21 protein-coding genes and 2 pseudogenes are annotated in these 25,712 nt (G+C 64.5%); 8 read left to right on the top strand and 15 right to left on the bottom strand.

Annotation, left to right across the window (positions count from 1 at the left end):
• Positions 1-85: 85 nt before the first annotated feature.
• From ACQCSU_RS11920 to ACQCSU_RS11910, 3 genes are all read right to left on the bottom strand, one after another.
• On the bottom strand, positions 86-1,840 hold the full coding sequence (locus tag ACQCSU_RS11920) for an IS30 family transposase (RefSeq protein ID WP_426975470.1): 1,755 nt from the start codon (positions 1,838-1,840) through the stop codon (positions 86-88).
• Between the two features lie 168 nt (positions 1,841-2,008).
• Positions 2,009-2,632 carry an NADPH-dependent F420 reductase gene (locus ACQCSU_RS11915; RefSeq protein WP_426975469.1) on the bottom strand — a complete coding sequence of 208 codons (624 nt, stop codon included), beginning with the start codon at positions 2,630-2,632 and terminating at the stop codon, positions 2,009-2,011.
• Positions 2,633-2,665: 33 nt separating this feature from the next.
• Positions 2,666-3,400, bottom strand: coding sequence for an SDR family NAD(P)-dependent oxidoreductase (locus ACQCSU_RS11910; RefSeq protein ID WP_426975467.1), 735 nt, complete (start codon positions 3,398-3,400; stop codon positions 2,666-2,668).
• 144 nt (positions 3,401-3,544) lie between these two features.
• On the opposite strand from ACQCSU_RS11910, the gene ACQCSU_RS11905 reads away from it, so the two are divergent.
• Positions 3,545-4,156, top strand: a complete 612-nt coding sequence (locus ACQCSU_RS11905; RefSeq protein WP_426975466.1) for a TetR/AcrR family transcriptional regulator — start codon at positions 3,545-3,547, stop codon at positions 4,154-4,156.
• Between the two features lie 475 nt (positions 4,157-4,631).
• Here ACQCSU_RS11905 and ACQCSU_RS11900 read toward each other — a convergent pair whose 3' ends face one another.
• Positions 4,632-5,195, bottom strand: a complete 564-nt coding sequence (locus tag ACQCSU_RS11900) for a dihydrofolate reductase family protein (RefSeq protein ID WP_214966453.1) — start codon at positions 5,193-5,195, stop codon at positions 4,632-4,634.
• 702 nt (positions 5,196-5,897) lie between these two features.
• Here ACQCSU_RS11900 and ACQCSU_RS11895 point away from each other — a divergent pair.
• The 4 genes from ACQCSU_RS11895 (at position 5,898) to ACQCSU_RS11880 (ending at position 9,239) form a co-directional block, all read left to right on the top strand.
• Positions 5,898-6,557 (top strand): hypothetical protein, encoded by a 660-nt coding sequence (locus tag ACQCSU_RS11895; protein WP_426975465.1) that lies wholly within the window; start codon positions 5,898-5,900, stop codon positions 6,555-6,557.
• Between the two features lie 98 nt (positions 6,558-6,655).
• Entirely contained in the window at positions 6,656-7,645 is a 990-nt protein-coding gene (locus ACQCSU_RS11890; RefSeq protein ID WP_426975464.1) for a S26 family signal peptidase, read from the top strand.
• Positions 7,642-8,526: a LamG domain-containing protein gene (locus tag ACQCSU_RS11885; RefSeq protein ID WP_426975463.1), complete on the top strand. Its 885-nt coding sequence runs from the start codon at positions 7,642-7,644 to the stop codon at positions 8,524-8,526. Before ACQCSU_RS11890 ends, ACQCSU_RS11885 begins: the two co-directional genes overlap by 4 nt.
• A gap of 161 nt (positions 8,527-8,687) precedes the next feature.
• Positions 8,688-9,239 carry a flavin reductase family protein gene (locus ACQCSU_RS11880; RefSeq protein ID WP_426975462.1) on the top strand — a complete coding sequence of 184 codons (552 nt, stop codon included), beginning with the start codon at positions 8,688-8,690 and terminating at the stop codon, positions 9,237-9,239.
• Between the two features lie 276 nt (positions 9,240-9,515).
• Here ACQCSU_RS11880 and ACQCSU_RS11875 read toward each other — a convergent pair whose 3' ends face one another.
• The gene (locus tag ACQCSU_RS11875) at positions 9,516-10,073 is read right to left on the bottom strand and encodes an NADPH-dependent FMN reductase (protein WP_426975461.1); all 558 of its coding nucleotides are present in this window, start codon (positions 10,071-10,073) and stop codon (positions 9,516-9,518) included.
• A 938-nt stretch (positions 10,074-11,011) separates the two neighbouring features.
• On the opposite strand from ACQCSU_RS11875, the pseudogene ACQCSU_RS11870 reads away from it, so the two are divergent.
• Positions 11,012-11,901, top strand: a pseudogene (locus ACQCSU_RS11870) (NADP-dependent oxidoreductase).
• A 138-nt stretch (positions 11,902-12,039) separates the two neighbouring features.
• Here ACQCSU_RS11870 and ACQCSU_RS11865 read toward each other — a convergent pair.
• From ACQCSU_RS11865 to ACQCSU_RS11855, 3 genes and pseudogenes are all read right to left on the bottom strand, one after another.
• The gene (locus ACQCSU_RS11865; protein WP_426975460.1) at positions 12,040-12,780 is read right to left on the bottom strand and encodes an ankyrin repeat domain-containing protein; all 741 of its coding nucleotides are present in this window, start codon (positions 12,778-12,780) and stop codon (positions 12,040-12,042) included.
• Between the two features lie 452 nt (positions 12,781-13,232).
• The gene (locus tag ACQCSU_RS11860) at positions 13,233-13,469 is read right to left on the bottom strand and encodes a hypothetical protein (RefSeq protein WP_426975458.1); all 237 of its coding nucleotides are present in this window, start codon (positions 13,467-13,469) and stop codon (positions 13,233-13,235) included.
• Between the two features lie 897 nt (positions 13,470-14,366).
• Positions 14,367-14,480: pseudogene (locus tag ACQCSU_RS11855) on the bottom strand (IS630 family transposase); the annotation flags it as partial.
• A gap of 332 nt (positions 14,481-14,812) precedes the next feature.
• Here ACQCSU_RS11855 and ACQCSU_RS11850 point away from each other — a divergent pair.
• On the top strand, positions 14,813-15,508 hold the full coding sequence (locus ACQCSU_RS11850) for a TetR/AcrR family transcriptional regulator (RefSeq protein WP_426975457.1): 696 nt from the start codon (positions 14,813-14,815) through the stop codon (positions 15,506-15,508).
• A 242-nt stretch (positions 15,509-15,750) separates the two neighbouring features.
• Here ACQCSU_RS11850 and ACQCSU_RS11845 read toward each other — a convergent pair whose 3' ends face one another.
• The 6 genes from ACQCSU_RS11845 to ACQCSU_RS11820 form a co-directional block, all read right to left on the bottom strand.
• Positions 15,751-16,419: an MFS transporter gene (locus ACQCSU_RS11845; RefSeq protein WP_426975456.1), complete on the bottom strand. Its 669-nt coding sequence runs from the start codon at positions 16,417-16,419 to the stop codon at positions 15,751-15,753.
• A gap of 141 nt (positions 16,420-16,560) precedes the next feature.
• Positions 16,561-17,541, bottom strand: a complete 981-nt coding sequence (locus ACQCSU_RS11840; protein ID WP_426975455.1) for an aldo/keto reductase — start codon at positions 17,539-17,541, stop codon at positions 16,561-16,563.
• Between the two features lie 25 nt (positions 17,542-17,566).
• On the bottom strand, positions 17,567-18,328 hold the full coding sequence (locus tag ACQCSU_RS11835; RefSeq protein ID WP_426975454.1) for an SDR family NAD(P)-dependent oxidoreductase: 762 nt from the start codon (positions 18,326-18,328) through the stop codon (positions 17,567-17,569).
• Positions 18,329-18,505: 177 nt separating this feature from the next.
• Positions 18,506-19,477, bottom strand: a complete 972-nt coding sequence (locus ACQCSU_RS11830; protein WP_426975453.1) for a helix-turn-helix transcriptional regulator — start codon at positions 19,475-19,477, stop codon at positions 18,506-18,508.
• Positions 19,478-20,278: 801 nt separating this feature from the next.
• Positions 20,279-21,679, bottom strand: a complete 1,401-nt coding sequence (locus ACQCSU_RS11825) for an APC family permease (RefSeq protein WP_426975452.1) — start codon at positions 21,677-21,679, stop codon at positions 20,279-20,281.
• A 149-nt stretch (positions 21,680-21,828) separates the two neighbouring features.
• Positions 21,829-23,487 (bottom strand): amidohydrolase, encoded by a 1,659-nt coding sequence (locus ACQCSU_RS11820; RefSeq protein WP_426975451.1) that lies wholly within the window; start codon positions 23,485-23,487, stop codon positions 21,829-21,831.
• A gap of 136 nt (positions 23,488-23,623) precedes the next feature.
• On the opposite strand from ACQCSU_RS11820, the gene ACQCSU_RS11815 reads away from it, so the two are divergent.
• Entirely contained in the window at positions 23,624-24,256 is a 633-nt protein-coding gene (locus ACQCSU_RS11815; RefSeq protein WP_426975450.1) for a TetR/AcrR family transcriptional regulator, read from the top strand.
• Between the two features lie 827 nt (positions 24,257-25,083).
• Here the strand turns inward: ACQCSU_RS11815 and ACQCSU_RS11810 are convergent.
• Complete coding sequence (locus tag ACQCSU_RS11810) at positions 25,084-25,479, bottom strand: hypothetical protein (RefSeq protein WP_426975449.1); 396 nt, start codon at positions 25,477-25,479, stop codon at positions 25,084-25,086.
• Between the last annotated feature and the right edge of the window lie 233 nt (positions 25,480-25,712).

The raw sequence follows: 25,712 nt of genomic DNA, 5'->3' as shown, positions 1-25,712 counted from the left end.
AGAAAGTGCCCGTTCAAGGATGGCGGATTCTAAGGGTCGACGCAACAGATGCGTGATATCGGGACGTTTTCCCGGTGTTTTGAGGCTACCGCAAAGCGGCGGACGGCGCGGTACGTTCGGCTTTGAATCGTGCTGCCGGGGTGTCGTAGGCGAGGGTCTTCCGTGGCCGTTCGTTGAGTTCACGCATCACGTAAGAGACGTGCTCAACGCTGTGAACGGCGAGGTTGGTGCCCTTGGGGAAATATTGGCGGGCCAGCCCGTTGAAGTTCTCGTTCGCGCCGCGCTGCCAGGGGCTGGAGCGTTCGGCAAAGTAGACCGCAACCCCGGTCTTCTTTGTTAGTTCCTCGTGCCAGGCCATTTCCACGCCCTGGTCCCAAGTGAGTGTTCGCTTCAGATGAGGTGGCAGCGTCGCGAACGCGCTGATGGCGGCCGCGTTGACGCTCGCAGCGGTGTGATCCAGGGGCAGATTCACGATGATGCCGTACTGGGTTTTCCTTTCCCTGAGTGTCATCATCGCCGAGACTGACCCGACACCGACGATGAGGTCCCCTTCCCAGTGGCCGGCCTCTAGACGGGTTTCGACCTCGGCAGGCCGTTGGTCGATCATGGTCATGTTGCGGATCCGTGATCCCTGCCCGGTGCGGGTGCGCCAGCGCGTCTTGCGGATCCGACGACCGGTGCGCAGCTTCGTGGCATACCGCTGGTGCAGGCCGTGGCCCTCACGCAGCAGCAATGCCCGGTAGATCGTTTCTGGGCATAACCGCATCGCCTGGTCATCGGGGTATGTCTTCTTCATCCACCCGCATATTTCGTCCGGCGACCAGAAACGGTTGAGTTTGCGTTGCACGAGGGTGCGCAGCCGGGCGTTGGCAACGAGCTTATGCACTTTCGGTCGGGCCCGTTGCAGCCGGGCGTCGTGATCGGCAGTGCGGGGCAGGTAGAGGCCCTGAGCGTCCCGATGACGGTCCAGTTCCCGTTTGATCGTGGAGGCGTGACGGCCCAGTTCCACCGCGATGCGCCGCATCGAGTGCCCCAGCCGCAGCAGGTCCGCGATCCGCAACCGCTCCCGCGCATCCAGGTAGCGGCCCGCGGTTACGGATGGAACTCTGATGGGTGGGATCTGGAAATTGCTGGCTCGACGTAACTGCGTCCCCGTTCTTCTGTGCATACCAAGAAGTCTGCATGCTTCTGCGTTGCTTACCCCGTTGCGCATCAGCTGCCAATACTTCCCGGCCCGTGCCGCGCGGTGTTGCTGCGCCTCGGAGAGCACCGCACCGAGCATCTGGTCTGCATAACGGCTGGAGGAGAGAACAGCGGCGTGCTGCGCCGCCGTCGCCGCATTCCGCTCTTTCGATTGTCGCGATAGTCGTTCGCGTTCGAAGTTCAGGCTGAGGCGGTCCGTCAGGCGCAATTGGCGCTGGCACCGCCTAACGGTCACTTTGGACTGACGTAGCTGGTCGAAGCGATTGTGCATCCACCGATACGCCGTTGAACGGCTCACTCCCGCTGTCTTAGCTGCCTCCCCAGGGCTTTTCCCGCGATCAAACGCCGCCCAAAAGCTGGCCTCCTCGTCGACGTTAACTCGAAGATGATGGCGGTCTTTGACCTGGCCGACGTCCGCTTCCCACGCCACGAGCCGGGACGTGGTGAACCCAAGCTCCGCTGTCGTCTCGCTAGGAGTCTTGCCGTCGCGACGCCGTTGCAAGTATTCCTCGCGCAGCAAGCGGTAGCCGACCTCTTTATCAATGCCAGCTTGGCGGGCGGACGGTTTGAGACCATGCCCGTGCTTTACCGAGGCAAGAAACCGGATGCCTGCTGCTGACGAGGAACTGAGATACATGTCGAACCACCTTGAAAGAAGGTGTTGCTTCGATCAACAGAATCCCGCGATCCCTCAGCGGGCACTTTGAGGGGCGTGCAGCGGCGCTGCTGATAGCGGGCCCGACTATGGGAAGTGTGAAACCAAGCTTCATTGGCGAGTCCTTTCGGTGATCCGTCAACCGTTTGCTCAGACGGGAAGTTCGGTGATGCTGAAGGCGAAGTCCAAGTTCCCAACCCCGTGGTTGGCGAGGCCCACCGTGACCACGCCCGCTCCTTCCAGCCAGTGCGCCATTTTCAGGCCGCCGACGTCCAGCGGGCGCAGCCCGAGGCTCTCGATGAACGCCTCCACACTTGCCTTGGCCTGCGCATTATCGCCAGCGATGAAGACGTCGGGCCGACCCTTCTCCAGGACATGACGGAAGACGGTGTTGAACGCCTTCACCACGCTGGCGCTGGCCGGGGCCGCCTTGGCGACTTCCTGCGCGATCGAGGTCTCCTCGCGGTGGGCTAGCCCGTCGAACGTGGAATTGAAGGGATTGCTGATGTCGACGATAACCTTGCCCGCGAGAGCGTCTCCGTACTGGGCGACGACCGGCACGACACCGTCGTACAACAGGGCCACGATGACGATGTCCCCGGCCGGGGCGGTGCCCCATTCTCCCGTCGTGGCGCCGCCGCCGAGAGCCCTGGCCAGGTCAGCGGCCTTGGACTGATCGCGGCCCATGACCTCGACGGTGTTGCCGCCCGCTACCGCCCGCGCGCCGATGGTGTGGGCCATGTTCCCGGTACCGATGATGCTGATGTTGCTCATGAGATGTCCTTCCTTGGTTGTGTGTTGTTCGGTTTAGATGGCTGTGGTGCCGCCGTCGGCGACGAGTTCCATGCCGTTGACGTAGCTGGAGTCGTCGGAGGCGAGGAAGAGGGCGGCGGCGGCGATTTCGTCGGGGCGGCCCATCTGGCCGCGGGGGATGAGGGACTCGAACTGGCGCATGGTGGCCTCGTCGAAGAGTTCTTCCTGCTTGGCGGTGGCGACCTGGCCGGGGGTCAGGACGTTGACCCGGATGCGGCGGTCCTTGAGCTCGTTGAGCCAGACGCGGGCCCAGGCCTGCTGAACGGCCTTGCTGCCGGCGTAGACGCTCCAGCCGGGGAAGGCGCCGAGGGAGGCGTTAGAGCCAGTCATGAGGATGGAGCCGCCGTCGTTGAAGAGCGGGAGGGCCTTCTGGACGGTGAACAGGGTGCCGCGGGCGTTGAGCGAGAACGCTGCGTCGAAGTGGGCCTCGGTGATCTCGCCGAGCGGGGCGGGCTCGCCCATGCCGGCGCTGGCCCACAGCACGTCGAGGCTGCCCTTCTCCCGCTTGACGGTGTCGTACAGGCGGTCCAGGTCGTCCAGGTCGGCGGCGTCGCCCTGGACGCCGGTGACGTTGCGGCCGATCTGCTTCACGGCCTCGTCCAGGGCGTCCTGGCGGCGGCCGGTGATGAAGACGTGCGCTCCCTCGTCGACGAACAGCTTCGCGCCGGCCAGCGCCATGCCGGTGGTGCCGCCGGTGATGACTGCTACCTTGCCTTCAAGCTTTCCCATGGTTGCTCCTTTGGGTCGGTGGTGCGGTGCGCACCTGGGGTGACGGTGTTATGTACACCGCTCTGTGTGCTTACGGTACCGGGCGAGCGGCTGGGACGCAAACTATGTACACCGGTCGTTACCCAGATGGGGTACCATGGACCCATGACGGAGTTGGAGAAGGGCCCCAAGGGCCGCCGCCGCGGCCGGGGCGCCCACGAGCGCATCCTCAGCGCGTCCCAGCAGCTGTTCCGCGAGCAGGGCATCAACCGCACCGGCATGGACCAGCTTTGCGCGGCGGCCCAGGTGTCCAAGCGCACGGCCTACCAGCACTTCACCGGCAAGGACGAACTCGTCGCCGAGTACCTGCGCCGGTTCGACCCCTCCGTTCTGTCCGGCGTGTTCGACCGCACCGACCTCACGCCCCGCGAACGGCTCCTCGCCGCCTTCGACATCCCCCCCACCACCCCCCTGTGCCCCTACATCGCCGCCGCCGTCGAACTCCACGACCCCCAGCACCCCGCATCCCAGTACGCACGCGACTACAAGAAAGCCGTCGCCGCGCGGCTCGCCGACACCGCCCGCGAAGCCGGCGCGGCCGACCCTGAACAGCTCGGCGAGCAGCTCGCGCTGCTCATCGACGGCGCCGCGGCCCGCACCCGGGTCCTCAACGCCGACGCCTTCCCTGCCGCCGCCGCCATCGCCGCCGTCCTCATCGACAACGCCATCCCCGCCACAGCCAGCGATGACCGGCGACGGGAGGAAGTGTCAAGTTAACTTGGCACTCCGCGGCCGGGCTGGACGCGCTGCCGGTCGCGCGGCTGCACCCGCTGGTACGCGACACCAGCCGCCCGGCACCTGGCCCGGACCTGCTGGCTTTTACGGAACTGGCCGCCCGCCTGCTGAAGGCCGCAGCAGAAGCCGCCGGGGAGACCGGCGCCCCCCGAGGACCCGCCGACGTGGTCGGCCTTGCAGCTGCTGGCCCCGCACGCTGCCGTAGTGCTTGAACAGCCTCAGCGCTCTGCCGGACAGCTCAGACGAGACGATCGGGGCGGCAGCAGACGCTGCGTACGATCAAGCGAGCTTTGGATATGCGAACTCGCCGGGTCGCCTGTTTCGTAGACGATCCCTATCCGGACGGATCCTCTGCAGTGAAGAACAGGATCCGGCAGGAACGTCACGATCGCCTCGGAACACAGCGGCACGAGATCCTTGGGTGGCCCGAAGCCCGCGCTGATTCGACGTCGGGCACTCAGCTCCTGGTCTCGTACCTGGTAAGGACCACACCGTCGGGAAACGTCCGGGTCTCCACCAGGCTCAGGTTCACCCAGTTGTCCAGGGCTGTGAAGAAAGGCGTGCCGCCGCCCACCAGGACCGGATGGGTGACGATCGCGTACTCGTCGATCAGCCCGGCCCGCATGGCCGCCGCGGCGAGTGTGGCACCGCCGATGTCCATGGGGCCGCCGTCGTCGGCCTTGAGCCGGGTGATCTCGGTGACCGCGTCGCCGGTGACCAGGCGGGTATTCCAGTCGACCGTGCTGGTCGTCGAGGAGAACACCACCTTCGGCATGTCCCGCCAGCGGCGGGCGAACTCGATCTGCGCCGGTGTGGCGCCAGGCTGCTGGTCGGCGGTCGGCCAGTGCGAGCTCATCGTCTCCCACAGTTTGCGGCCGTACAGCGCCAGGCCCGTCGCCCCCACCCGGTCGGACCACCATTGGAACAGCTCGTCGCTCGGTACGCTCCAGCCGAGGTCGTCGCCGGGCGCGGCGATGTAGCCGTCCAGGCTCAGGTTCATGCCGAAGGTCAGTTTGCGCATGGCGCCAGTCTCCCGTGAGTCGGTATTCGTTGTACAGACCCGCACGGCGCGGAAAAGTCATCGGTCAGGCCACACCGAGGGCCAGTTGACCACCACGCCAAGCAGATGCTCCGTACGGAAAGGATCCCCATGCGGGCGGGGTTGTGCAGACGACTTTGGACATTCTGTGCAGTCGACTTCGGAAAATGACACTTTTCAGACATGCCCAGGAGTGTCTTGCGAACGATCGTTACCGGACACCCCACCCACCAGCCTTAGCGCCAGTTTCCCGTGCATTGGTCCGCGACCCCGTTGCCCGGTCAACGATCTACCGGACCATCAGGGTTCGCTTCAGACGTGACGGCACGTATCAGGAGCGTATTGGATCGGGCCGCGATGGTGGCACTGAGCCGGCCACCGGGGCGCCGACGTGCCCGTGGATGGTTGGAATTGCTGCCATGCGCAATTCCCGGGCTAGACTGCGCTCAGGACCTCAGGGCGCTGGTATTTCGTCCCCGGAATACCGGGGTGTGTTATTCATCAGTTCTTGATTAATTCCTGAGGGAATCCGGTGGCCTTTCTTGAGGCCGCATCGGTAGTTTCATGGAAGACGGTTGGTGGCGACGATTAGTCGCTGCTCGCACCGTGTTCCCGGAGTTTTAGGCCCATGGACGGGCAATCTTTCATTGTTGCCCGATCTTCATTTCCCCGAAGGGTCTCCCCATGTCTGATAGCCCAGCACGTCCGCGCCCCAACCGCCGCCGGTTCACCCCCATCGCGCTGGGCGCGGGAGTCCTCGGGACGGTCCTGCTGTCGCTGTCGATGACCGGAACACTGTCCGGGTTCGCGGCCAGCATCACGAACAACACCAACACCGCCGGTTCCGGGTCCCTGGTGATGGAGGAAAAGACCACCGGCGGCACCCCCGTGACCTGCCTGAGCACCGACGGCGGAACGGTCTCCACCAATACCGCAACGTGTTCAACGATCAATAAATTCGGCGGCAGCATGACCATGGTTCCCGGTGGTCCCGCGGTGAATACGCCCATCACCATCAAAAACATTGGCTCGGTCGCGGCCGGCACATTCACCCTCACCCACGGCGCAACCTGCACCCAGTCCAACAACGGCGCCCAGAACGGTACCGCCCTGGATCTGTGCGCGAAGCTCAACGTCGTCATCACCTCCGGCGCGACCACGGTATTCTCCGGCACCGCGGCGTCCCTGGCCGCCGCCCCGGCGTCGGCCATCACGATGCCGCCCGCCCCCGCGGCCGGCGTCAGCGTCCCCTTCAACATCGCCGTGTCACTGGATCCATCCGCCGGTAACACCTATCAGGGACTGGCTGCCTCTCTGCCGCTGACCTGGGCCTTCGCCAGCTGATCCACAGCCCCCACCGGCACCGGAACGGTGCCGCGACGTCCTGTCCGCGGCGCCGATCCCGGCAGGGCAGCCCACCATACAGTTAGGCGTTTGTCATCATGACGGACCTGGCCATGAGGCCGGTGCCGGCCCTTACACCGGACCCCGCACCAGAACCGGCTCTTGAACCGACACCGGCCTCCGGAGTTCACACGGCTCCTGCCGCACCCTCCGGCGGTCAGCGGAGTGCGCACCACCGGGCACGCCGGACCGGCGTCCTGTCGGCGTGGGTACTTTCCGTGGTGGTCGGGATCCTCGTTGTGGCCGCCGTGGTGTTGTACTTGGCGGGCGGGCGCTGGTTCATCATCAGCACCCCGTCCATGGGGGAGGCTGCCCCGGTCGGAACACTCGTGGTCACCTCCCCGGAACCGGTGTCCACCATCCGTGCCGGGGATGTGATCACCTTCCACCCCCCGACCGCGCCGGGCGAGGTGTATACGCACCGGGTCCAGGCCCTCACCGACCCCGGATCTCTAACCACCCGCGGGGACATCAACGGGGCCAACGACCCGTGGACGCTGCACCAGGGGGACCTCGTCGGCCGGTCCGTGGCGGTCCTGCCCGGACTCGGCTGGCTGGTCCGTGCCGCACCCCTGCTGCTGCTCGGGACCATCTTCCTGTGGGTACTGACCCGCCGGTGGGCCTCCTCCCGGTGGAGGGCGCCGCTGCGCATGACGGGTTTGTCCGTGGTCTTCTCCGCCGCCGCTTTCATCTGGCACCCTTTTACCGGATTCGTCCTGCTGACCGCCAGGACGGACCAGGGCGGGGCCCAGGCGGCAGTTGTCTCCACCGGGCTCCTGCCCATCCGGGTCCGGGCAGCCGGCGGGTCCTACGCCGACCTCACCGCCGGTCAGGTCGGGGACCTGTCCATCCCGTCAATGGCCCAGACCGGGTATTACCAGCTCTCCTCTGCCCTGAACCTCTCGGCAGGCGGCTGGGTCATCCTGGCGCTGCTCTGCGCGCTGCCGCTGCTGTGGTGCCTGGTCGTGGGGCTGCCCCCGGACACCATGGCCCGGGGCACCAAGGCGAGGGGCAAGGTCCGGGCGTGAAACCTTCCCGGTACCGGCGACCGGGCGTCCCGGCAGTGTACCGCCGACACCCCGTGACTGTGCTCCTTGCCCTGACCGCCGCGGCCGTGCTGTGCCTGAGCGCCGTCATGGCACCATCCAGTTCGGCAGGATTCCTGGCCAGCGTACAGAACACGGTCAACGAGACCGGTACCGCCACCTACTTCACCTGCAACGACGCCGTCCGGGCCGACGCATCCAGCGCCGTCTTCGGCTACAAACTCGCCGAAACCACAGGCTCCACCACCGCCGCCGACTTCACCCCCACCCCCACAAACGGCACCTACCGCGGCTCCATGACCAGCGACACCACCACGGCGCGGGCCTGCCCCCGAGACCCCGGCGGCGCCTACACCCTCAACGGCTCAACCAGCTACATCTCCACCCCGGCCCTGCAAGCCGGACGAAACACCTTCAGCCTGGAAATCTGGTTCAAAACCACCACCGCGGGCGGGAAACTCATCGGATTCGGCAACGCCCAGACCGGCCCCTCTTCCAGCTCCGACCGCCACCTCTACATGACGGACACGGGCCGGATCGTCTTCGGCGTCTACCCCGGTGCCGTGAAAACCATCACCACCCCCCTGGCCTACAACGACGGGGCATGGCACCTGGCCGTGGCGACCCTCTCCGCGGCCGGGATGAACCTCTACCTCGACGGGCAGAAAGTAGCCACCGACCCGGCAACAACCACCGCACAGGCCTACAACGGGTACTGGCGCATCGGATACGACAACCTCGCCGGCTGGGCCCCCACCCAGCCCACCAATTTCTTCTACAAAGGCAGCCTGCGCTTCGCCGCCGTCTACACCACCGCCCTCACCCCGACCCAGATCACCACCCACTACAACGCCGGCCGCTAAGTGGTGGCCACCCGCCATCTGGCACCGACCCCCGCCGGCCCCAGCGCACGATCCCGTTTCACTACTACCCGGACCGTTACCGCTACTTTCCCGCGCTTTGGTCCCCGACCCCCAGGGAATAACAGCACTCCTATGGTTCGGCGCGTGAAACGATGTACTTTATGGAGAGTCCAGGGACGTTGGACGCGCACCGCCTTGACGGCGAACAGCCTTCCCAGGCGGACATCGATCTGTACCGCGTGCTCAGCGCGGACATCTCCGCCGGCGTCGCTGTGGTTTCCACATCCCTGCGCAAGCGCGACTACGCGGCAACGGTGACTGCTTTTCTCTCCGTCTCCGATGACCCTCCTACGATGCTGGTCAGCCTCTACGCGGGCTCACGCATCGGCGAAGCGGTCGCCGCGACGGGTACATGGGCGTTGAGTCTGCTGCGCAGCAGGCACCAAGGCGCGGCGGACTGGCTGGCCAGTCCAGGGACCCCGGTTGAGGGCCTGCTGGCCCGGGTCCCGTACCGCCGTGGCCCGGCCACCGGGTCGGTGATCCTCGACGGATCGATCGCGTACTTCGAGCTGAGAACGGTTGCCATCCATCCGGCGGCTACACATCTGCTCGTCGTAGGAGAGGTAGTTGCGTTGGGCGGTGATGCTCCGGGGTCGGAGGTACCGGACCCGCTCATACATTTTGCCTCCGCCTACCACCGCCTGGCGCTTTAGAAGCTGCCCGCCCAGATGTACTAACCCGGTACGTTGGTGACGCGTTTGGTGGGTGAGGCGCCTTTTGAGCGCCGTGTGGGGCCTGTGGTGATTGTAGTGCTCGATGAAGTCCTCGCCTGGGGGCGGTGCCGAAACCACAGTTACAGCAGAGTCCAGTGGTGACATCGCCGTCGTCGCGGCAGGCGGTGCCGACGAGGGAACCGTTGCTACCTGCCGGACGGATCCCGCCGGCGAATGCTCCGGGAGGTTCCTGCCGTGCTTTAGCCGCTTTCTCCTTCAGGGGCGCAGCGTTTTGAGGGCGCCGGCCCACGCGATGACCTGGTCGAAGACCGGTCCCAGGCCCTGCACCGCCGGGGGCGACGGGGTGAACGTGGTGTAGTTTTCGAACTCCGTGGCCAGTGGCAGGGAGACCTGGGCGCGGACATCGGCCATCTGCACTTCGGCGGCGATCTGCCGCAGATGTTCCACCGCCCGGGTCCCGCCGGCGCTGCCGTAGCTGACGAAACCGACGGCTTTGTTGTTCCACTCCCGGTAGAGGTAATCGATGGCGTTCTTCAGTGCCCCCGGCACGGAGTGGTTGTATTCGCCGGTGACGATGATGTATCCGTCGAAGGAGGCGATGACCTGCGCCCAGGCCTTCGTATGCTCGTTCCGGTACCGCCCGCGGGAGGGCGGGAGCGGTTCATCCAGCAGCGGTAGACCGAAGTCGGCCACATCGACAAGTTCGAACTGTGCATCAGAACGCTTCTTCGCCTGCTCATAGACCCAGTCCGCGACCGCTTTCCCGACCCTGCCCGGGCGGGTGCTTCCCAGCACGATGGCTATCCTCACCATGGCACCTCATCTCCCCTGCTTCCATGGCAGCCTGTGCCCGTTAAAACACTGTGGGAAGGGCGCTTCTTCCCCTGAGACGGTCGCTGGAGCCATCACCGGACCCGGCGGACTGCACAGCACGTTTGCGGTGTCTCAGATACTGGGAAGGGGAACGTCAGGAGATGAAGCGAGGAAACGCCCGAAATCGCCCAGAAAGGTGTTCCTAAAGCCCGGTTCAAGAGTCCGACCCGATTCATGTCTCCATAGATAGCTGCTGAGGCGATGAAGTCGATCATGCCCGGCTGTCCGTCGGCTTTCGTTGGCCATTAGTCGCAGTTCGAATTGGCCGACTCTCAGAGGGTGCTTTCACCGTCGGCCCTGACGAGACTCGGCATGGAATCACGTCGAGACGTTCGACGGCCCGGTCCGCCGGCGCGCGGCGGAGCCGGTCCTTGGCCGGCGGGTTCTGTTCTTCTCCGTGGTGAAGGTGGCGGGTCCGCGCGTGCGGGTGCTGGGGGCGTGCCGGCCCCGGCCGGAAGCCTTTGGCCACTGGCGCAGTTCCACCGCGCGGCTTAGCCTGAAGTGAAAGGCACCCCGGGAGAGGCGGCAGCCATGTCCACGCACCGTCAGCGGGTACGCCCGTCAAGGCAGGGGGCCCGGCCGCGCGTGCGGCGGCGCGGCCATTGGGGAAAGGACCCGGTGGAGGACCTGCGCGAATGCTGCCGCGCTTCCACGGCCATTGGCGAGACGATCCATGCGGCTGTCGCCGCTGGAACCCCGTGGCGTGACATCGGCCGGGTTCTTGGAGTAGCCGAGGCTGCCGGGTCCAAGCAGGACGTCATCGATGCTCTAGCGGAGAGCAAGCGCGAGCTGTGGCACCGGTTCCGGGGGGCAGGCCGGTCAGATGCGTGAAATGCCGCGGCACCCGCATTGGCCGGGTTCACCATGAGGAGGATGTCGTGAAAGCTGTCCAGTTCGCCGAGTACGGAGGTCCGGAGGTCCTCAAGGTCGTCGAGGTTGAGGAGCCGCATGCCGGGCCCGGCCAGATCCGCATAGCCGTCCGGGCGGCCGGCGTGAACCCGATCGACTGGAAGACCCGCAGCGGGGCCCTGGCGGCCATGATGCCCTTGAGGCTTCCCTCGGGGGTGGGGATGGACGCATCGGGCGTCGTGGACGAGGTCGGTGAGGGTGTTGGTGGCGTCGTCATCGGCGACGCGGTGTTCGGCACCGCGGTTTCGGGTGCCGCCGCTGATTACGCCGTGCTGGCGGAATGGGCGCGGAAGCCCGGCGGCCTGTCCTTTGAAGAGGCTGCGGGTTTCCCGATGGCCACTGAAACGGCGCGGCGGGCGCTGAACCTGCTGCCCATGAGTCCGGGACAGACACTGGTTGTCAATGGTGCCGCCGGCGGGGTGGGTCTGGCCGCGGCGGAGTGACCGTGATCGGTACCGCCAGCGACAAGAACCACGAGTACCTGCGGTCACTCGGGGTGATCCCGACGACTTACGGCGGGGGTCTCGTGGACCGTGTGCGCGAGCTCGCCCCGCAGGGTGTCGATGTCGCCTTGGACACGGTCGGCTCCGGCGTGCTGCCGGACCTTACTCGGCTCACGGGCAGTGCCGATAAGGTCATCACCATCGCCGACAGTGATGCCGCCCGGTACGGTGTAGGGTTCGCTTCCGGCGGCGTGGGCCGCGCGCCGGAAGCACGTGCCGAAGCCGCGGAGCTGTTCGCGCGGGGAAAGTTCAGGCTGCCGGTCGCGGAGACGTTCACGCTGGAAAACATCGCGGCCGCCCACGCGAAAAGCGAACAGGGACACGGGCTCGGGAAGTACATCGTGAGGGTCAGCTGAGCCTCGGACCTGGCAGCAGCCGTGATGTACCGCTGCTGCGGCCTGTTCCTGAGGCAGCCGGTTCAGTGTCCGTGACCCGGCCGGAACCAGCCGGAACATCGAATGCGATCCGCGGGGAAATGATGAACCAATGCGCCGTTACCGGGGGAACCGCGGTTCCGTGGCCGACCGGGCACCGTGGGTGTGAAGCCACCGGACGAGGTCGGCGGCACCGTTGCGCCGCGCCGCGTCCAGAGGCGTCAGCTCTTCCCGCGCCGGTATCCGGTTCAGGTCGGCCCCCCGGCCATGAAGGTAAATCGCGGCATTGAACTGCCCGCCGTGGCAGGCGTACCAGAACGCGGCATTGAGCTCTTCCGGCGACGGCGGCGCCGCGTCGGGGAAGCCCTCGAGGATGCGGGATCGTAGTCCCGTAGCCGCCGCCTGCCACAGCGTCGTGCGTGCACCGCGGTCGATCAGGTGCCGGGCCGCCTGCCACTGCCCGAAGCCGATGGCATCCGCCAGTGGTGTGCCGTCTCCGAACACCGCTCCCGGGGCTTCAATGTCCGCGCCGGCGTCCAGCAGGGCGTCGAGGGCCTCGACATCGTTGCTGCTCGCGGCCCAGTGCAGCGGGGTCTCGGCGTACGGCCCGGTGCACGGGGCGCTGACGTCAGCCCCGGCTTCGGCGAGTATCGTGACAGTCTCGGCACTGTGGGGGTAGTGGCCCGGGAGGTCGGTGGCCACATGCAGGAGTGTGCGTGCCACCCCGTGCGGGTCTCCGGTGCCAAATCTGGCGCCGGCCAGGGCGGGGTTCTCACGCAACAGCCGCCTCACCGTCAGCGGGTCGCCGGTGTGGATCGCCCGGACCATGGCATCAGCGGGCGGACCCGCAATATCAATCATCGCAACGCCTCTTTCTTCAACTGCATGCACTATCAGCCCGGCACCGGTGGAGGCACTCACCACGTGGCCGGGGACCGGCGTCGGCTGAGGGGAGCTGTCAGGAATCCGGGGCATCCGCCGGTCGTCAGACCGCAGTGCCGGCCCCCGGCCGGACTCGACCGGGTGGCTGTTCAGCAGTCCCTGTCCCGCGAATGCCGGGGAACAGGGTCCGGTAACTCCCGCGGGAGCGCTGCGTAGCAGTCAACGGAGGGAACGCCGCACACGCGGCGACGAAGCAATTGTCCCCGGCTCACGGACTGACGCTCACCCGGTCCCGCCGGGGCGGCGCTGGCCACGTTTCTCGTGGAAAGTAGCGCGTGCCGATCCATGAATGTCCGCGACGATGTGGCGCGTGAAGCGGATCAAGGCCGTAAGCACATTATACGCTTTCGGTGCGGTACCGATCGTGGCTGTTACCTATCGATCCCGGGCCCGTCGGCTTGTTCCTGTCCGGCCCTGGACCGAATAAACTGCCGGTCCTCGTCGGAGAGTTCGAGCTGCCCGTGCTGATCCTCGCCAAGGTTCCCGTGAATGACCGTATTGATGGCGTGGACCACGGTCCGGGGCAGAGTAACGCACCCGGGGTTCTCCACCAGCCACTGCCGGGTGCTGGAATCGAGCTGATCCCACCACTGCTCCATTGAACCCATGGTCCGTTCCGTCCTGTCCGTGGTTGAGCCTCAGACGTACCATTGCCAGCCGGGAGGCGTCCATGCCGGCGGGACTGTGTGGCTGCTGAACCGGCCGCATTTGCCGCAGGTGTAGCTGACGGTGGCCGGCAGCGGCCGGCCGTCGGGCAACACCCGGGGTGGGACAAATACGTCAAAGATCAGAAGCTGTCCGTGCCGCAGGCGGTGCAGTACGGCGCAGCCAGGTCCGGGGTCGGACCGGCTTCGGTTGTGCGGTGTCCCCGGCCGCGCGGTTGAGTCACGGTCACAGTGTTGCCACCTTCGTTGGTGCCGGTGCCGGGGCCGGTCCGCGTGCGGGTATGCGTGCTGCGTTCCGGCCGTTGCCGTTGCCTCTGGCTATGTCCCGTGGTCATCGTCGAACCACGCAACCAATGCGGCGGGAGAATGCCGTGTTCCCGCCGTTCGAGTCACTGCGTGTCAGCGCCCCTGGGGGCAGGTATCCAGCCTATCCCGGACGCCTGGGCATCGGAAGGGCGTACGGGGCAGGCTGCACCTTTTGACTGTCCGGTGCGGGACAGCGGGGAAAATGTGGTGCGGGGGCCATCCACGTCCGGCTGCGGGGTCGGTCGGGCGCGTCGTTCCACGGGAACCGGCCAGACGGTTTCAGGCGGCGGTTCTGTTGGCTGGAAATAGACGGTTCTTCCGCGTATGTTGGTTGGGGACGCGCTGTGGCGCGTTTCACATTTTCGTTCATTGAACAACTGATTGAGTTGCCAGACCGGAGGGGAAGGAACGCAGCGTGGCGTTCCGGCCCCGGGAGACAGCTTGTTGAACGTGGGCTTGTGTGCCCGCCTCCAGGAGGACCGCAATGACCGGAACTTTCGAACTCTTCGTTGACGAGGATTTTGGCTATAGGTAGGACTTCTCATCCATGCACAACACGATCGCCTGCTCCGGCGGGTTCAGATACAGGCCCACCACATCGATGAGTTTCTCCTCGAACCGCGGATCGGTGGAAAGCTTGAACGCCTGTAGGTGTATATCAAGCGTGTGATCGCCGATTCGGCGTCGCGACGCTGCTCAGATGTCAGCATGTTTTCCTTCACTTCTAATCGGCAGTACGACAGCCCCTGCTCGCGCTGGGCGCCGGAGCGTTGACTGCTACAAATCTGAAACGCCCGAGTCAAGACGGGACTTGGAAGCCCCTGCTTGAGCGCCGGGTTTTGGTGTCTAAACCTCGGAGGCTGGATGCACGCTGTCTGACGGCAGCAAACTTAATTACAAAGAAGCGGATACCGCGCATCCGTATAACGAAATTACCATAGAAGCGGATACGTCGCAACCGCTTTGGTAGGCTCTTGGATATGACCGACGTAAAGCTGCGTAAGGATGCCGCCCGCAATCGCGCACGACTATTGGAAGCAGGGCGCGAGGTCTTCGCCCAGCGGGGCCTGGATGCGACCCTGAACGATGTCGCCCACCATGCCGGCGTGGGTGTGGGGACCGCGTACCGACGATTCGCGAACAAGGAAGACCTCATCGACGCAATTCGATGCCAACAGGACAATGAGCTCGAGGCAATCCTTAATGAATCCCTCGCCATGGATGACCCTTGGGACGCACTCGTACTCTATTTGGAGAAATCGCTCGCTCTGCATGTGAAAGATCGCGCCATGGCCGAACTCCTCACCGGACGGCGCGTCCGGCCGGAAATGCACGATCAGAGCCGCAACCGACTCGCGCCCCTCGTGAATCGCGTCGCCAAACGTGCACGCGACGCCGGAGTAATACGCGCAGACGCTACCGGCACCGATTTGATCTTCCTCCAGATAGCCTGCATCTCCATCAGCAACGTCGTGCAGGACGGCCCCGAAATCGAAGAACGCAACGATGCCCCCGACCTATACCGCCGCTATCTATGGGTCATCCTCGACGGCCTGACCCCTCAACGCGACGACACCGCACCACTCCCCGTACAGGCACTTACGACGGCGCAGCTCCACACACTCCTCAGCGGCCCCATCGACGCGGACAACTCACACGCGACGCGAAGCACCTAACCCCGCCAACGCGGCGCCTGGCGCATCAATACGAAATGAGAAGCACAGCGGCTCAGCAGACCTGGGTATCAGCCCTCGGATAACAAACGCGAAAGATGAAAACCTTCCCGTTAGACGATCCCCTAGCGGACGCTACACTTGTAGCACTTTCGACCGAGCATCCGCAGCTGCTAGGTACTGAATGCGTGTCCAGCCCGTAGTTTGGTGAGGGTGGTTGCCTGTTCGAGCCAGGCTCTCGCAGCCTAGGCCTTTATACCTTTCTCCTGGCGTTCCCGCACGGCGGGAACGATGAAAGACATCATTACGCCAGCAATCAGGGCAAGCGCTGCCGCAGCAGCGAACGTGACCCGCCAACCAAACGCGTTTCCTGCCAACGATGCGAGGGGTGCACCGAGTGCAATGCCCAGGCTGGTGGCGGCGAAGACGACGGTGATCGCCTTCCCGGCGTGCCGCGGACCGGCGATGCGGACAGCGACCGCCGGGAAGAGAGTGCAAATCAGCGCGTAGCAGGCGCCGCCCAGGAACCGTCCCACGTCGGCGGCGACCAGGGTCGGCGCCGCGGCGACGATCACGTTGCTGGCGACGAAAGCGACCATGACGACATTGAGCGCGCTGCGCCGCGAGAAGCGCAGGGCAAGCGCGGTCAGCGGGAGCACCAGGACCGCGTTGCCGAGCGCATAGGACGTAGTGAGAGTTCCGGCGGCCGCAGCGCTGATGTTCATATCGGCCGCGATGCCGCCGAGCAGCCCGGCCGGACTGAGTTCGATGGCAACGGCAAGGAACCAGGCGAACCCGAGAACGAGGATCGGCACCCACGGGAACCGCGTCGGCGCACCCGCTTCCGTAGGGCGGGCGGCGGCTTCCGTGAGGGCCGCGGCCGGGTCTGTGAGCTGCACGGCGGAGTTGGTCATGATCTTCCTGATTCCTGGGACAAGGGGTCGGCGGTGCGAGCGGTACTTCATAACTGGGTACTCCGTTCGTGGAGGGAAGAGTCAGGAAAAGTATGAGTACTTGTGCCGGTAGCTAAGCCGGTACGTGTGCTGGTCCTGGGATCAGCGATCGATGGAGTCCATGTTGGCGTCGTCGTGCCGTGCCCCTGCTGCGGGCTGGAGTGAGTTCAGGCGTTCGAGCTGGTCGGTGGTGAGCTCGACGGAGTCGGCTGCGGTGTTCTCTTCGACCCGGGAGACGCGGCGGGTGCCGGGGATCGGGGCGATGTCCCCGCCGCGGGTCAGCAGCCAGGCCAGCGCGGTCTGGGCTGGGGTCGCGCCGATTTCTGCGCCGATGCTCTGGACTTCGTCGACGATGCGGAGGTTCCGGACGAAGTTCTCGCCCGTGAAGCGGGGGTTGGTTTTGCGCCAGTCGTCGTCGGCGAAGTCGTCCACGGTCCGGATCTGCCCGGTCAACAGCCCGTGTCCGAGCGGTGAGTAGGGGACGAAGCCGATGCCCAGTTCGCGCAGCAGCGGCAGGATCTCCTCTTCGACGTCGCGCGTCCACAGGGAGTACTCGGTCTGCAGCGCGGTCACGGGCTGCACGGCGTGGGCGCGGCGGATCGTGGCCGGGGACGCTTCGGACAGTCCGAAATGCAGTACCTTGCCCTCGGTGATGAGGTCAGCGACTGCTCCGGCGGTTTCTTCGATCGGGGTGTTCGGGTCGACCCGGTGCTGGTAGTACAGGTCGATGTGATCGGTGCCGAGGCGCTGCAGGGATCCCTCGACGGCCGTGCGGATGTTCACGGCGCTGCTGTCGATTACGCCGGGGCCGCCGCCCTTGTGGGAGACGAGCCCGAATTTCGTGGCGATCTTCACCTGGTCACGGCGGCCCTTGAGGGCCTGGCCGACGAGTTCCTCGCTGAGGAACGGGCCGTAGATCTCGGCGGTGTCGATGTGGGTGACGCCGAGGTCGAGGGCGCGGTGGATGGTGCGGATCGATTCCGCGTTATCCAGGGTCCCTTCGCTCGTGTAGGTGCCGGCCATGGTCATGGCACCGAGGCCGATGCGGGAGACTTCCAGGCCTCCGAGGCGTGCGTTCTTCATGTTGTGTTTCCTTTCGGTGTGGTTTTCAGGCCTGGGACGTGGGCATGGCCCACAGCTCGGCGATGGAGGATCGGCGCGGGCGGGTCACCATGAACGTGATGCTGTCGGCGATGTCCCCGGGCTGCAGCGGCTCGGGGATCGCGTCGGAGGCGGCGAGTTCGTTCTTGATGGTGTCTTTGTTGTGCGAGACGAGTTCGGTGTCCACGGCACCCGGCTCGAGCACGCCGACGCGGACGTGCTTCTTCGTGACCTCCTGGCGCAGGGCTTCGGTGAAGCCGTTCACGCCGAACTTGGTCATGTTGTAGACGCCGAAGTTCGCCCACGCTTGCCGTCCGGCGATCGAGGAGATGTTAACGATGTCGGCCACTTCCCGCAGCTCGTCTTTGGCCGCCTCGAGCAGGTGCGGCAGTGCCGCGTTGGTCATGTAGAGCAGGCCGTTCTGGTTGACGGAAATCATCCGCTCCCATTCCTGAACATCGGCACCAACGATTGGGCCGAGGAGCATGAGCCCGGCGTTGTTGATCAGGATGTCCAGGCGGCCGAAGCGGTCGACAACCTCCGCTACGGCCTGTTCGGCATGGGTGCGGTCGGTGATGTCGGCCGCGACGGCATAAGCGGTGCCGCCGGCGGCCTCGATCTCGGCCACGAGTTTGTCGAGGCGGTCCTTGCGCCGGGCGACGACGGCGACGGACGCCCCCTGCTCGGCGAGGCGGCGGGCGGTGGCGTCACCGATGCCGCTGCTCGCGCCGGTTACCAGGGCAACGGTGCCGGTCAGTTTTGATGTCATTGGTTTGTTCTCCTTCAAGGTGTGGCCGATTTTTGGGCAGGCGCCAGCCACGTGCGTCCAACGGAATTGTTTTGGGAGTTGCTTGAAATGGTCGGCCTGCCCGCGCCCTGGGTTCAGGGGCACGGCCGGCGCCGATAGGGGGCGTCAGGCTTCTGCTAGTTCCTAGCGTTATTTTGTTCAGTCATGTTCTGTCTTTCCTGGCTGGGGGTTGAGTGTTCCGGGCCCCGCGTGGGAGCGCAGATCTGGGGCAGAAGATCCGCTGGTGGCGGTTTTCTCGGGAGGTGATGCCGCCCAGCTGGCAAGGAACGCCAGCGCGTTTTCGGACGCGGACCCCGGCTCGGCCGTGAAGGTGAACAGGGATTGTCCCTCATCGCCGGGAAGGTGAAGCGTCTCGAACTGCAGCGACAAGTCCCCGGCGACCGGATGGTGGAATCGCTTGGTCCCCGTGGTGTGGATCCGCACGTCATGCCCGGCCCACAATGCGGCGAACAGCCCGCTGCGTGTCGTCAGCTCCCCAACCAGCTCGTTCAACGCCCGGTCATGGGGATTGCGCCCCGCTTCCGTTCGCAACATCGCCACCGTAGTGGCCGCGATCGCTTGCCAATCGGGGTAAAGGTCCCCGGCACCCGGATCGAGGAAGAGGTAGCGCGCCTGGTTCGGCAGCCGGCTCGCGGTCCCCGGACCGGCAGCCGCTGTGGACTCGAACACTGGCCCGTAGAGCGCGCGGCCCAGAAGGTTGGCGGCCAGCACGTCCGAACGTCCGTTCTGCACCATGGCGACCGCTCCGGTCATCCCGTCCAGCAAGCGCAGCACTCCGGGACGGACCCGCTGCTGTGGTGGCCGGCGCGCCGCGCGCCGCGACGGCGAGTTGGCCGTTCGCGCAAGGTCCATCAAATGCGTCCGCTCTGCCTCGTCCAGCTGAAGGGCCGAGGCCACAGCCTCGAGCACAGCGTCCGAGACGCCTCGCAGGCTGCCGCGTTCCAGCCGAGTGTAGTAGTCCGTGCTCACCCCGGCGAGCTGCGCCACTTCCTCACGGCGCAGGCCCGGCACGCGCCGCAGCTCCCCGTAGCTGGGGATGCCGGCCTGCTCCGGGGTGATCTTCGCGCGTCGCGAGATCAGGAAATCACGGATTTCTTCTTTTCTTTCCACATCCACCACGCTACGCAGGCTGGGCGGGCGGTGGCAGTGTCTATCAGACACCCCCACTTGAGGTGGATGCAGGTATGGACGCTCAGAAACGACCCTTTTTGAGAGTGGTCGCTCCCGGCCGTGTAACTTGTGACTGTTAATTCAGATTGGCGGCTTTTTCACAGTTGGGTTTGGCGGTTTCGAGTTGTTGGTGCTGACTGCGGTAAGGGAACTGACGCGCCCGCTCGAGGGCGGGGTCGCCAGGTTTACGTGCTGGTCGAGCGGCTACAGGCGCGGCACCCGGTAGGGTGACGGATCTGGTTCCAGGCCGGGTCAGGTGGCGGCCGAGGCGGGCGTCGTCGCCGGCGGTGGAGGCGGTGATCGAGTCGATCCGCAAACGCGCCATTTGAAGCGGCAGAGGAGGTCGGTTCCTCCGTAGGGAACGACTGTAAACATTCGATGGCGACGGTCAGAGATGAGCGACCCATGGGCCGGCGGTCGCGCTCGTCAACGATAACCAGATCAATCACAGGGGTGATCGATCGGCACCTGATCCGACGGCGCGCTGATTACAAGGAATGGTGGTCACCCTTGAACCTCCGTCGGGCGTTCCCGTTGGTCTGTCCCTGGTTGGAACGATGGTGGACCTGGCCGTAATGCCTATCACGGCAGTGTCCCTGGCGGCCTTGACCAGCCACGTGCCGGCCGCTGGGCCGACGGCATCGCACAATCCGGAAGACCGCCGGTTGTTACCAGCTCAAATCGGACCGGTAGATACCCGTGCTGCGGACCACCGATGTTGGTGGTCCGCAGTCGCGGCTGTTAGAGCGTTTCTGAGAATTCGACCTGGGGCGCCTTTCTGCGGAGGCCTTTTGTGAGGATCAGGAGATACACGAGGCCCGCTGCCAGCCAGATCACGCCGATGGTGAGCGCGTTCGGTGCCAGGCTGGTCCAGATCCAAAGTGTCAGCAGGAAGCCGATTCCCGGGAGGACGCCGTAGAGGAAGACATCTTTGCCGCTGCGACGCTTTTCGTCCCACAGGTAGCGCTTCATAACTGAAAGGTTGACGATCGAGAAGGCGATTAGCGCCCCGAAGCTGACAATGGAGAACAACAGATTGACGTCGGCGTTGACTCCCAGAACGGAGATGACTGAGACGAGCATGATTGGGATGATGGGGGTTTTGAAACGCGCCGAAAGGGTGCCGAAGATGCGGCGGGGCAACATGCCATCGCGGCCCATGCTGTAGAGGATGCGTGAAACGGAGGCCTGCGAGGTAATGGCGGAGCCTGTTGCCCCGGCGACGTAGGCCGCGATGAAGAAGATGTTCAGGAAATCCCCGCCGGCCTTGAGCATGACCTCGCTTGCGGCCGAGACGGGGTCGTTGAATCCGGTGCCGGGGAAAACGAGTTGGCTGATGTAGGCAAGGACGAGGAAAAGGAGGCCAGCACCCACCGTGACAATGATGATGGCCCGGGGGATGTCCTTCTTTGGGTTTTTGGCTTCCTCTGCCATCGTCGAAATGGCGTCGAAGCCCAAAAAGGACAGACACAGCACGGCTGCACCGGCCATGAGGGTGGAGAAGGTGACGTTTGCCCCCCCGTCCCCGGTAAAGGGCGCGCCGAGGTTGACGCTGTGGTTTCCCGTGGCAACGAAGCCGACGGCGATCACGACGAAAACCGCGATGAAGACGAATTGAACGAGGACGATGAGGTTGCTGGCTGTTGCGACTGAGCTTATGCCGACGACATTGAGCACCGTGACCAGCAAGATACAGGCAACGACGAAGATCCAGGCGGGAACGGCGGGGAAGAGGATGTTGAGGTAGATACCGATGACCAGGTAGCTGACCATGGGAAGCAGCATGTAGTCCAGCAGCAGCGACCAGCCGGCGAGGAAGCCGATATTTGGCCCGAAGGTCTTACTGGCGTAGGAGTACGACGAGCCTGCTACCGGAAACACCTTGACCATCGAAGCGTACGATTTGGCGGTGAAGATCATCGCCGCGAGAGTGATGATGTACGCCAGTGACGCTCGACCGCCGGTGCTGGCCGACACTACACCATAGGTTGTAAAGATGGTCAGGGGAACCATGTAGACCAGTCCGAAAAAGACCAGCGACGGCAGTCCGAGGACCCGTTTGAGTTTGATTTGCTGAGGCTGGATCGAGCTGGCTGCCCGGGCTGGCGGGGCGGCTTCAGGACCGGATGAATAGTTTGGCATGATTGCCTCCAAATGGACGTTGTGGTGCAGGTTGTCCCGGGGGAGCTCCGGAATTCAGGGAAGAGTAAGGTGTGTTCGGCCGGACAGGTGCGGATGACAGGAACGTCAAAGTCCGTACGGGGTTCTGGGTAGCGGGTACCTTCCTGCTGTCATACCGGACTCGTGTGCGCGAGCCGGGTGTCGGCATTGTTGGTGATAAAGGTAGGGCGGCCTGCCAGCCACGTGCCAAGGACTTCGAGGGCGGCGAGCCCGTCTTCGGGGACACGCCTCGGGTCTTCCGAGAGCAGGACAAGGTCAGCACTCATACCTGGACGAAGCGCCCCCCAGTGCCGCTCCGCGAACGCCTGATAGGCAACGCCTGAGGTGTAGGCTTCCAGGGCCGTTTCGACGTGGATCCTCTCGGCCGGGATCCAGGCTGCGCCGGCGACGTAGTCGCCGCCTTGCCGAGTCACTGCCGTCGCCAGACCGGCCACGGGGTGGTGGCCGGTGACCGGCCAATCACTGCCGAAGGACAGGTGTACGCCGGCCCGTGCCAGCGAAGCGATCGGGTACTGTTGCTCCGCCCGCGGTGCACCCAGCCGGGGAATTGTGAGCAGCCGCATGACTTCGTCGGAGCAGGCCCAAAGCGGTTCGAAGTTGGCCACGGCTCCGAGCGCGGCGAAGCGTTCAATGTCGGTAGGATCGACCAGTTGCAGGTGGGCGATCACCGGTCGCCGGTCGCGGTAGCCGTTGCGTCTTTGGACTTCCTCAAGCCCGTCCAAGGCACTCCGGACCGCGGCGTCACCGATGGCATGCAGGTGAAGTTGGAACCCCAGCGCGTCGAAGGACGCCATGGCCTCGTGGAGTTGGTCGCGCTGCCAGTTCGCCAGTCCCGTTTCAGCCGGAGCATCCGCGTAGGGGGCGAGCATGCAGGCAGTGTGGCTTTCGATGATCCCGTCGATAAAAAACTTCACCGTGTTGGCCGTGAGCATGCCGCTGCCGAGGTTCTCGATCCTGCTCCGCGCGGCAACGAATCCTTCCGGCTGGGTGTTCCAGATCCTTGGGTCCGCACGGAAGGCAAGATTGATGCGGGCATCGAGGCGCCCAGAAACGACGGCGGCCTCATAGGCGGGCACATCCTCGAGTTCCACCCAGGCATCCTGGATCCAAGTGACACCGGCAGCGGCATACTTGGCGGTGGCAGCCTGCAGAGCGGCAACCCGTTGCTCCAGCGTGAACGCCGGAGCCACACGCGTAACCAGGTCGATGGCCCCTGCCTCCATAAGCGTGCCCAGCGGTGATCCATCGGGGCGTCGCACAATCCGGCCGAGCGCCGGTTCCGGCGTGTTCCGATCGATCCCGGCAGCGCGCAGGGCCGCGGAGTTGACCCAGATCGTGTGATAGTCCCACGACCTAAGCAGCACCGGCCGGTCAGCGACTGCGGCGTCCAGCCACTCAGCGTCGAACATTCCGCCTGGCGCCAGCGTGGCATTGTAGCTAGCGCCGATTACCCAGCCACTGTCCGGATTGGCATCGGCCCAGCCGCGTACTGATGCCGCGATTTCCTCCACCGACCTGCAGGATCGGATCTGCGGGCCAAAGTCCTCAAGGCCGCCGAACAACGGATGGGCATGGCCGTCTGCGAAGGATGCCGAGAGGTAGCCTCCCGCCAGATCTACGGTCTCTGTGGCCCCCGCAAGCAGAGCCATGGCTGCGTCGCCGACGGCCGTGATGATGCCATCCTGCACGGCGAGGGCTGTAGGGCCTGACTGGCCCGCCGCATGATCGGCGTCGGCAACAGTACCTGAATGGAAGACTGTCAGTGTCATGAAGAGCTCCAATAAATTTAATGCGAATAAATTTGTTGGAGCTACTCTATGATGTGATGGAGGCAACATGCAATAGGCGAGGGGGAAAATGTCGAACGTGGTCCAGCGCAGGGTCGGACGGCCGAATAAGAGTGTCTTGAGCCGGGAGCTGATCCTGACCACGGCCCTCCGGGTGCTCAAACGCACTGGCCCGGACGGATTCACTATGAACGCCCTAGCTGCCGAACTCGGGGTCAAGACTCCTGCCCTCTACCACCATCTCGGCGGAAAGAGCGACATCCTTGCCGGCATGCGCGAATACATCTCCGACCGCATCGACACCTCGGCTTTTGGTGTCCAGCCCTGGTCCGAGGCCGTCACGGTCTGGGCCCGTTCCTATCGCAGGGCATTCGCAGCCCATCCGCATGCAATCGCACTACTAGCAACGCTTCCCATCACCGGCGCGCGCCGCACACTCACAATGTACGAGGCCGTCTCCCGGGGCTTCAGGGACAGCGGCTGGCCGGAAGCACTGATCATCAACACCGTCGTGGCCCTGGAAAACTACATCCTCGGCTCGGCCCTCGATGCAGTGGCGCCTCCCGACATGCTCGAACCCGGGGACTTTGCTGAGGAGGTTCCGGTATTCGCCGCCGGACTCCGGGCCCGGGACCAGGCGCCCAATTCCATTTCGCCAGCGGACCAGGCCTTCGAACTGGGACTGGCAGCAATAGTTACAGGGATGGAGGCCACGCGAGCCGTCCTGACCCAGGCCAGCCGGCAACACTGAACGCCGGCCGGCCCGCGTCCGCATCTCGAACATGCCGCCAATAATGTCGAGAAGGCATGAAGTCAGTTAGCACAACGAGAGCGCGTCAAAACTTTAACGAACTGGATGCCATCGCCGACTTAAGGGAAACGGGAACCTCCCAGGCTCCTCACGTACGTCCAACCGACAAAAATGAAGCGCGATCAAAAATGAAGCGCTATCGAGGTGCGCAAGCTCGCGAATTGCGCCTTCGCGCGCGGTGTCCCATCTAGTTCCACTCGTCCGGCAGAACATACAAAGCCCGCGCCAGCGGCGCTCGGCCTCCGGCGATCATGCTTGGATCGCCATCGAAGGCCGAACGTCCACGGTTGCGGGTTCTTCAGGTGAAGACATCACCGTGTTTCAGAAAGGACCGTATCTGCTACAAACCAGCCAACTCGTTGAAGAGATTCAATGCTGTGACTTTCAGCGATAAATGGCGGCGTTTTCACAGCGCTATTTGGCGCACGGAGCTGTCCGCAAGGGGATCCTTTACCGGACACGACGAGGACGGCCAACAACGACGATCCTGGTTCCTCAGCGGGACGTCGGCGTAGGGGCCGGTTAGTCGAACTCGAACGGCGACACCGGCGCAGAGGATGACGGCGATGCCTCCGAGGATTGTGGCCCAAGTGAGTTGTTCGTGGAGCAGGAATCAACCAACTCGAAACCATCACCGACGACGTCATCGAAGCCGCCGCCAGCATCCTCGTCATCGGCAACTAGCGACACTTATCGATCACAGAACGCCGCCACACAGCGGCAAAGTTCACACCTTAGGGGCTCGCCGGGCTGGATGTCCCGGTCTGTTAAAAATCGGGGCCGAGGTTCAACAACCAGGAATTATCATTCCATCTGAGTGAAAATTGAACCACCGCAGGGTTCCCGGATGAGTCCGTGGTGCTTACTCGAACGGCAGCGACGTCCGGGGTGGATTCCGAAGAATAGACAGTGGTGGATCCAGAGTCTTTGACCCCGCCCCACTCCGAAAGCATCAACTTGGCGTTAGAGTCCGCAGTCTGCGGGCCGGGCTGCGCAAGCTTGACCAACTGGTCCTTGTCCTGGGCATTCAAGGCCTGCATGACCGATGAGACCACCGCATCGCGTTTACCTAGATCAGGTGCCGGTCCGCTCGTGCAGGCGCTAAGTGAGAGGAGCAGGACAACGCATGCCATAACGCTCGTGACCAGCAAACGGATTTTCATCGTCTCGATCCTATAGTTCTCAATGTGAGCCATAGAGGCAGAGTACGCGAGTCCTTCATGCCACACATGGAGTACTGGAGGTGCCGTATAGGGCAGGGCTGGCATCATTCCCGGCTCTGCTGTGCCGGCGACGTTCAGCGAGAAACATCAGAGCCGTCTCATAAAAAGGATCGATTAATGAGACAGGAGGTGGATCGCCCGGGGCTCCAGGAGTTCCCGGCGCCACAAGGGCT

The sequence above is a fragment of the Pseudarthrobacter sp. O4 genome, from assembly GCF_050157025.1.
Taxonomy (GTDB): Bacteria; Actinomycetota; Actinomycetes; order Actinomycetales; family Micrococcaceae; genus Arthrobacter.
Note: the sequence above shows the minus strand (reverse complement) of the source record. Positions and strands in the feature narration are given on the sequence as shown.

Bases quoted from the DNA above. Each gene is read 5' to 3' on its own strand.
- ACQCSU_RS11900 (WP_214966453.1), bottom strand. From the start codon at position 5,195: ATGCGCAAACTGACCTTCGGCATGAACCTGAGCCTGGACGGCTACATC.
- ACQCSU_RS11850 (WP_426975457.1), top strand. From the start codon at position 14,813: ATGACCGACGTAAAGCTGCGTAAGGATGCCGCCCGCAATCGCGCACGA.
- ACQCSU_RS11910 (WP_426975467.1), bottom strand. From the start codon at position 3,400: ATGGGAAAGCTTGAAGGCAAGGTAGCAGTCATCACCGGCGGCACCACC.
- ACQCSU_RS11865 (WP_426975460.1), bottom strand. From the start codon at position 12,780: ATGATTGATATTGCGGGTCCGCCCGCTGATGCCATGGTCCGGGCGATC.
- ACQCSU_RS11890 (WP_426975464.1), top strand. From the start codon at position 6,656: ATGACGGACCTGGCCATGAGGCCGGTGCCGGCCCTTACACCGGACCCC.
- ACQCSU_RS11905 (WP_426975466.1), top strand. From the start codon at position 3,545: ATGACGGAGTTGGAGAAGGGCCCCAAGGGCCGCCGCCGCGGCCGGGGC.
- ACQCSU_RS11825 (WP_426975452.1), bottom strand. From the start codon at position 21,679: ATGCCAAACTATTCATCCGGTCCTGAAGCCGCCCCGCCAGCCCGGGCA.
- ACQCSU_RS11915 (WP_426975469.1), bottom strand. From the start codon at position 2,632: ATGAGCAACATCAGCATCATCGGTACCGGGAACATGGCCCACACCATC.
- ACQCSU_RS11845 (WP_426975456.1), bottom strand. From the start codon at position 16,419: ATGACCAACTCCGCCGTGCAGCTCACAGACCCGGCCGCGGCCCTCACG.
- ACQCSU_RS11840 (WP_426975455.1), bottom strand. From the start codon at position 17,541: ATGAAGAACGCACGCCTCGGAGGCCTGGAAGTCTCCCGCATCGGCCTC.
- ACQCSU_RS11880 (WP_426975462.1), top strand. From the start codon at position 8,688: ATGGAGAGTCCAGGGACGTTGGACGCGCACCGCCTTGACGGCGAACAG.
- ACQCSU_RS11875 (WP_426975461.1), bottom strand. From the start codon at position 10,073: ATGGTGAGGATAGCCATCGTGCTGGGAAGCACCCGCCCGGGCAGGGTC.
- ACQCSU_RS11860 (WP_426975458.1), bottom strand. From the start codon at position 13,469: ATGGGTTCAATGGAGCAGTGGTGGGATCAGCTCGATTCCAGCACCCGG.
- ACQCSU_RS11835 (WP_426975454.1), bottom strand. From the start codon at position 18,328: ATGACATCAAAACTGACCGGCACCGTTGCCCTGGTAACCGGCGCGAGC.
- ACQCSU_RS11920 (WP_426975470.1), bottom strand. From the start codon at position 1,840: ATGTATCTCAGTTCCTCGTCAGCAGCAGGCATCCGGTTTCTTGCCTCG.
- ACQCSU_RS11810 (WP_426975449.1), bottom strand. From the start codon at position 25,479: ATGAAAATCCGTTTGCTGGTCACGAGCGTTATGGCATGCGTTGTCCTG.
- ACQCSU_RS11895 (WP_426975465.1), top strand. From the start codon at position 5,898: ATGTCTGATAGCCCAGCACGTCCGCGCCCCAACCGCCGCCGGTTCACC.
- ACQCSU_RS11820 (WP_426975451.1), bottom strand. From the start codon at position 23,487: ATGACACTGACAGTCTTCCATTCAGGTACTGTTGCCGACGCCGATCAT.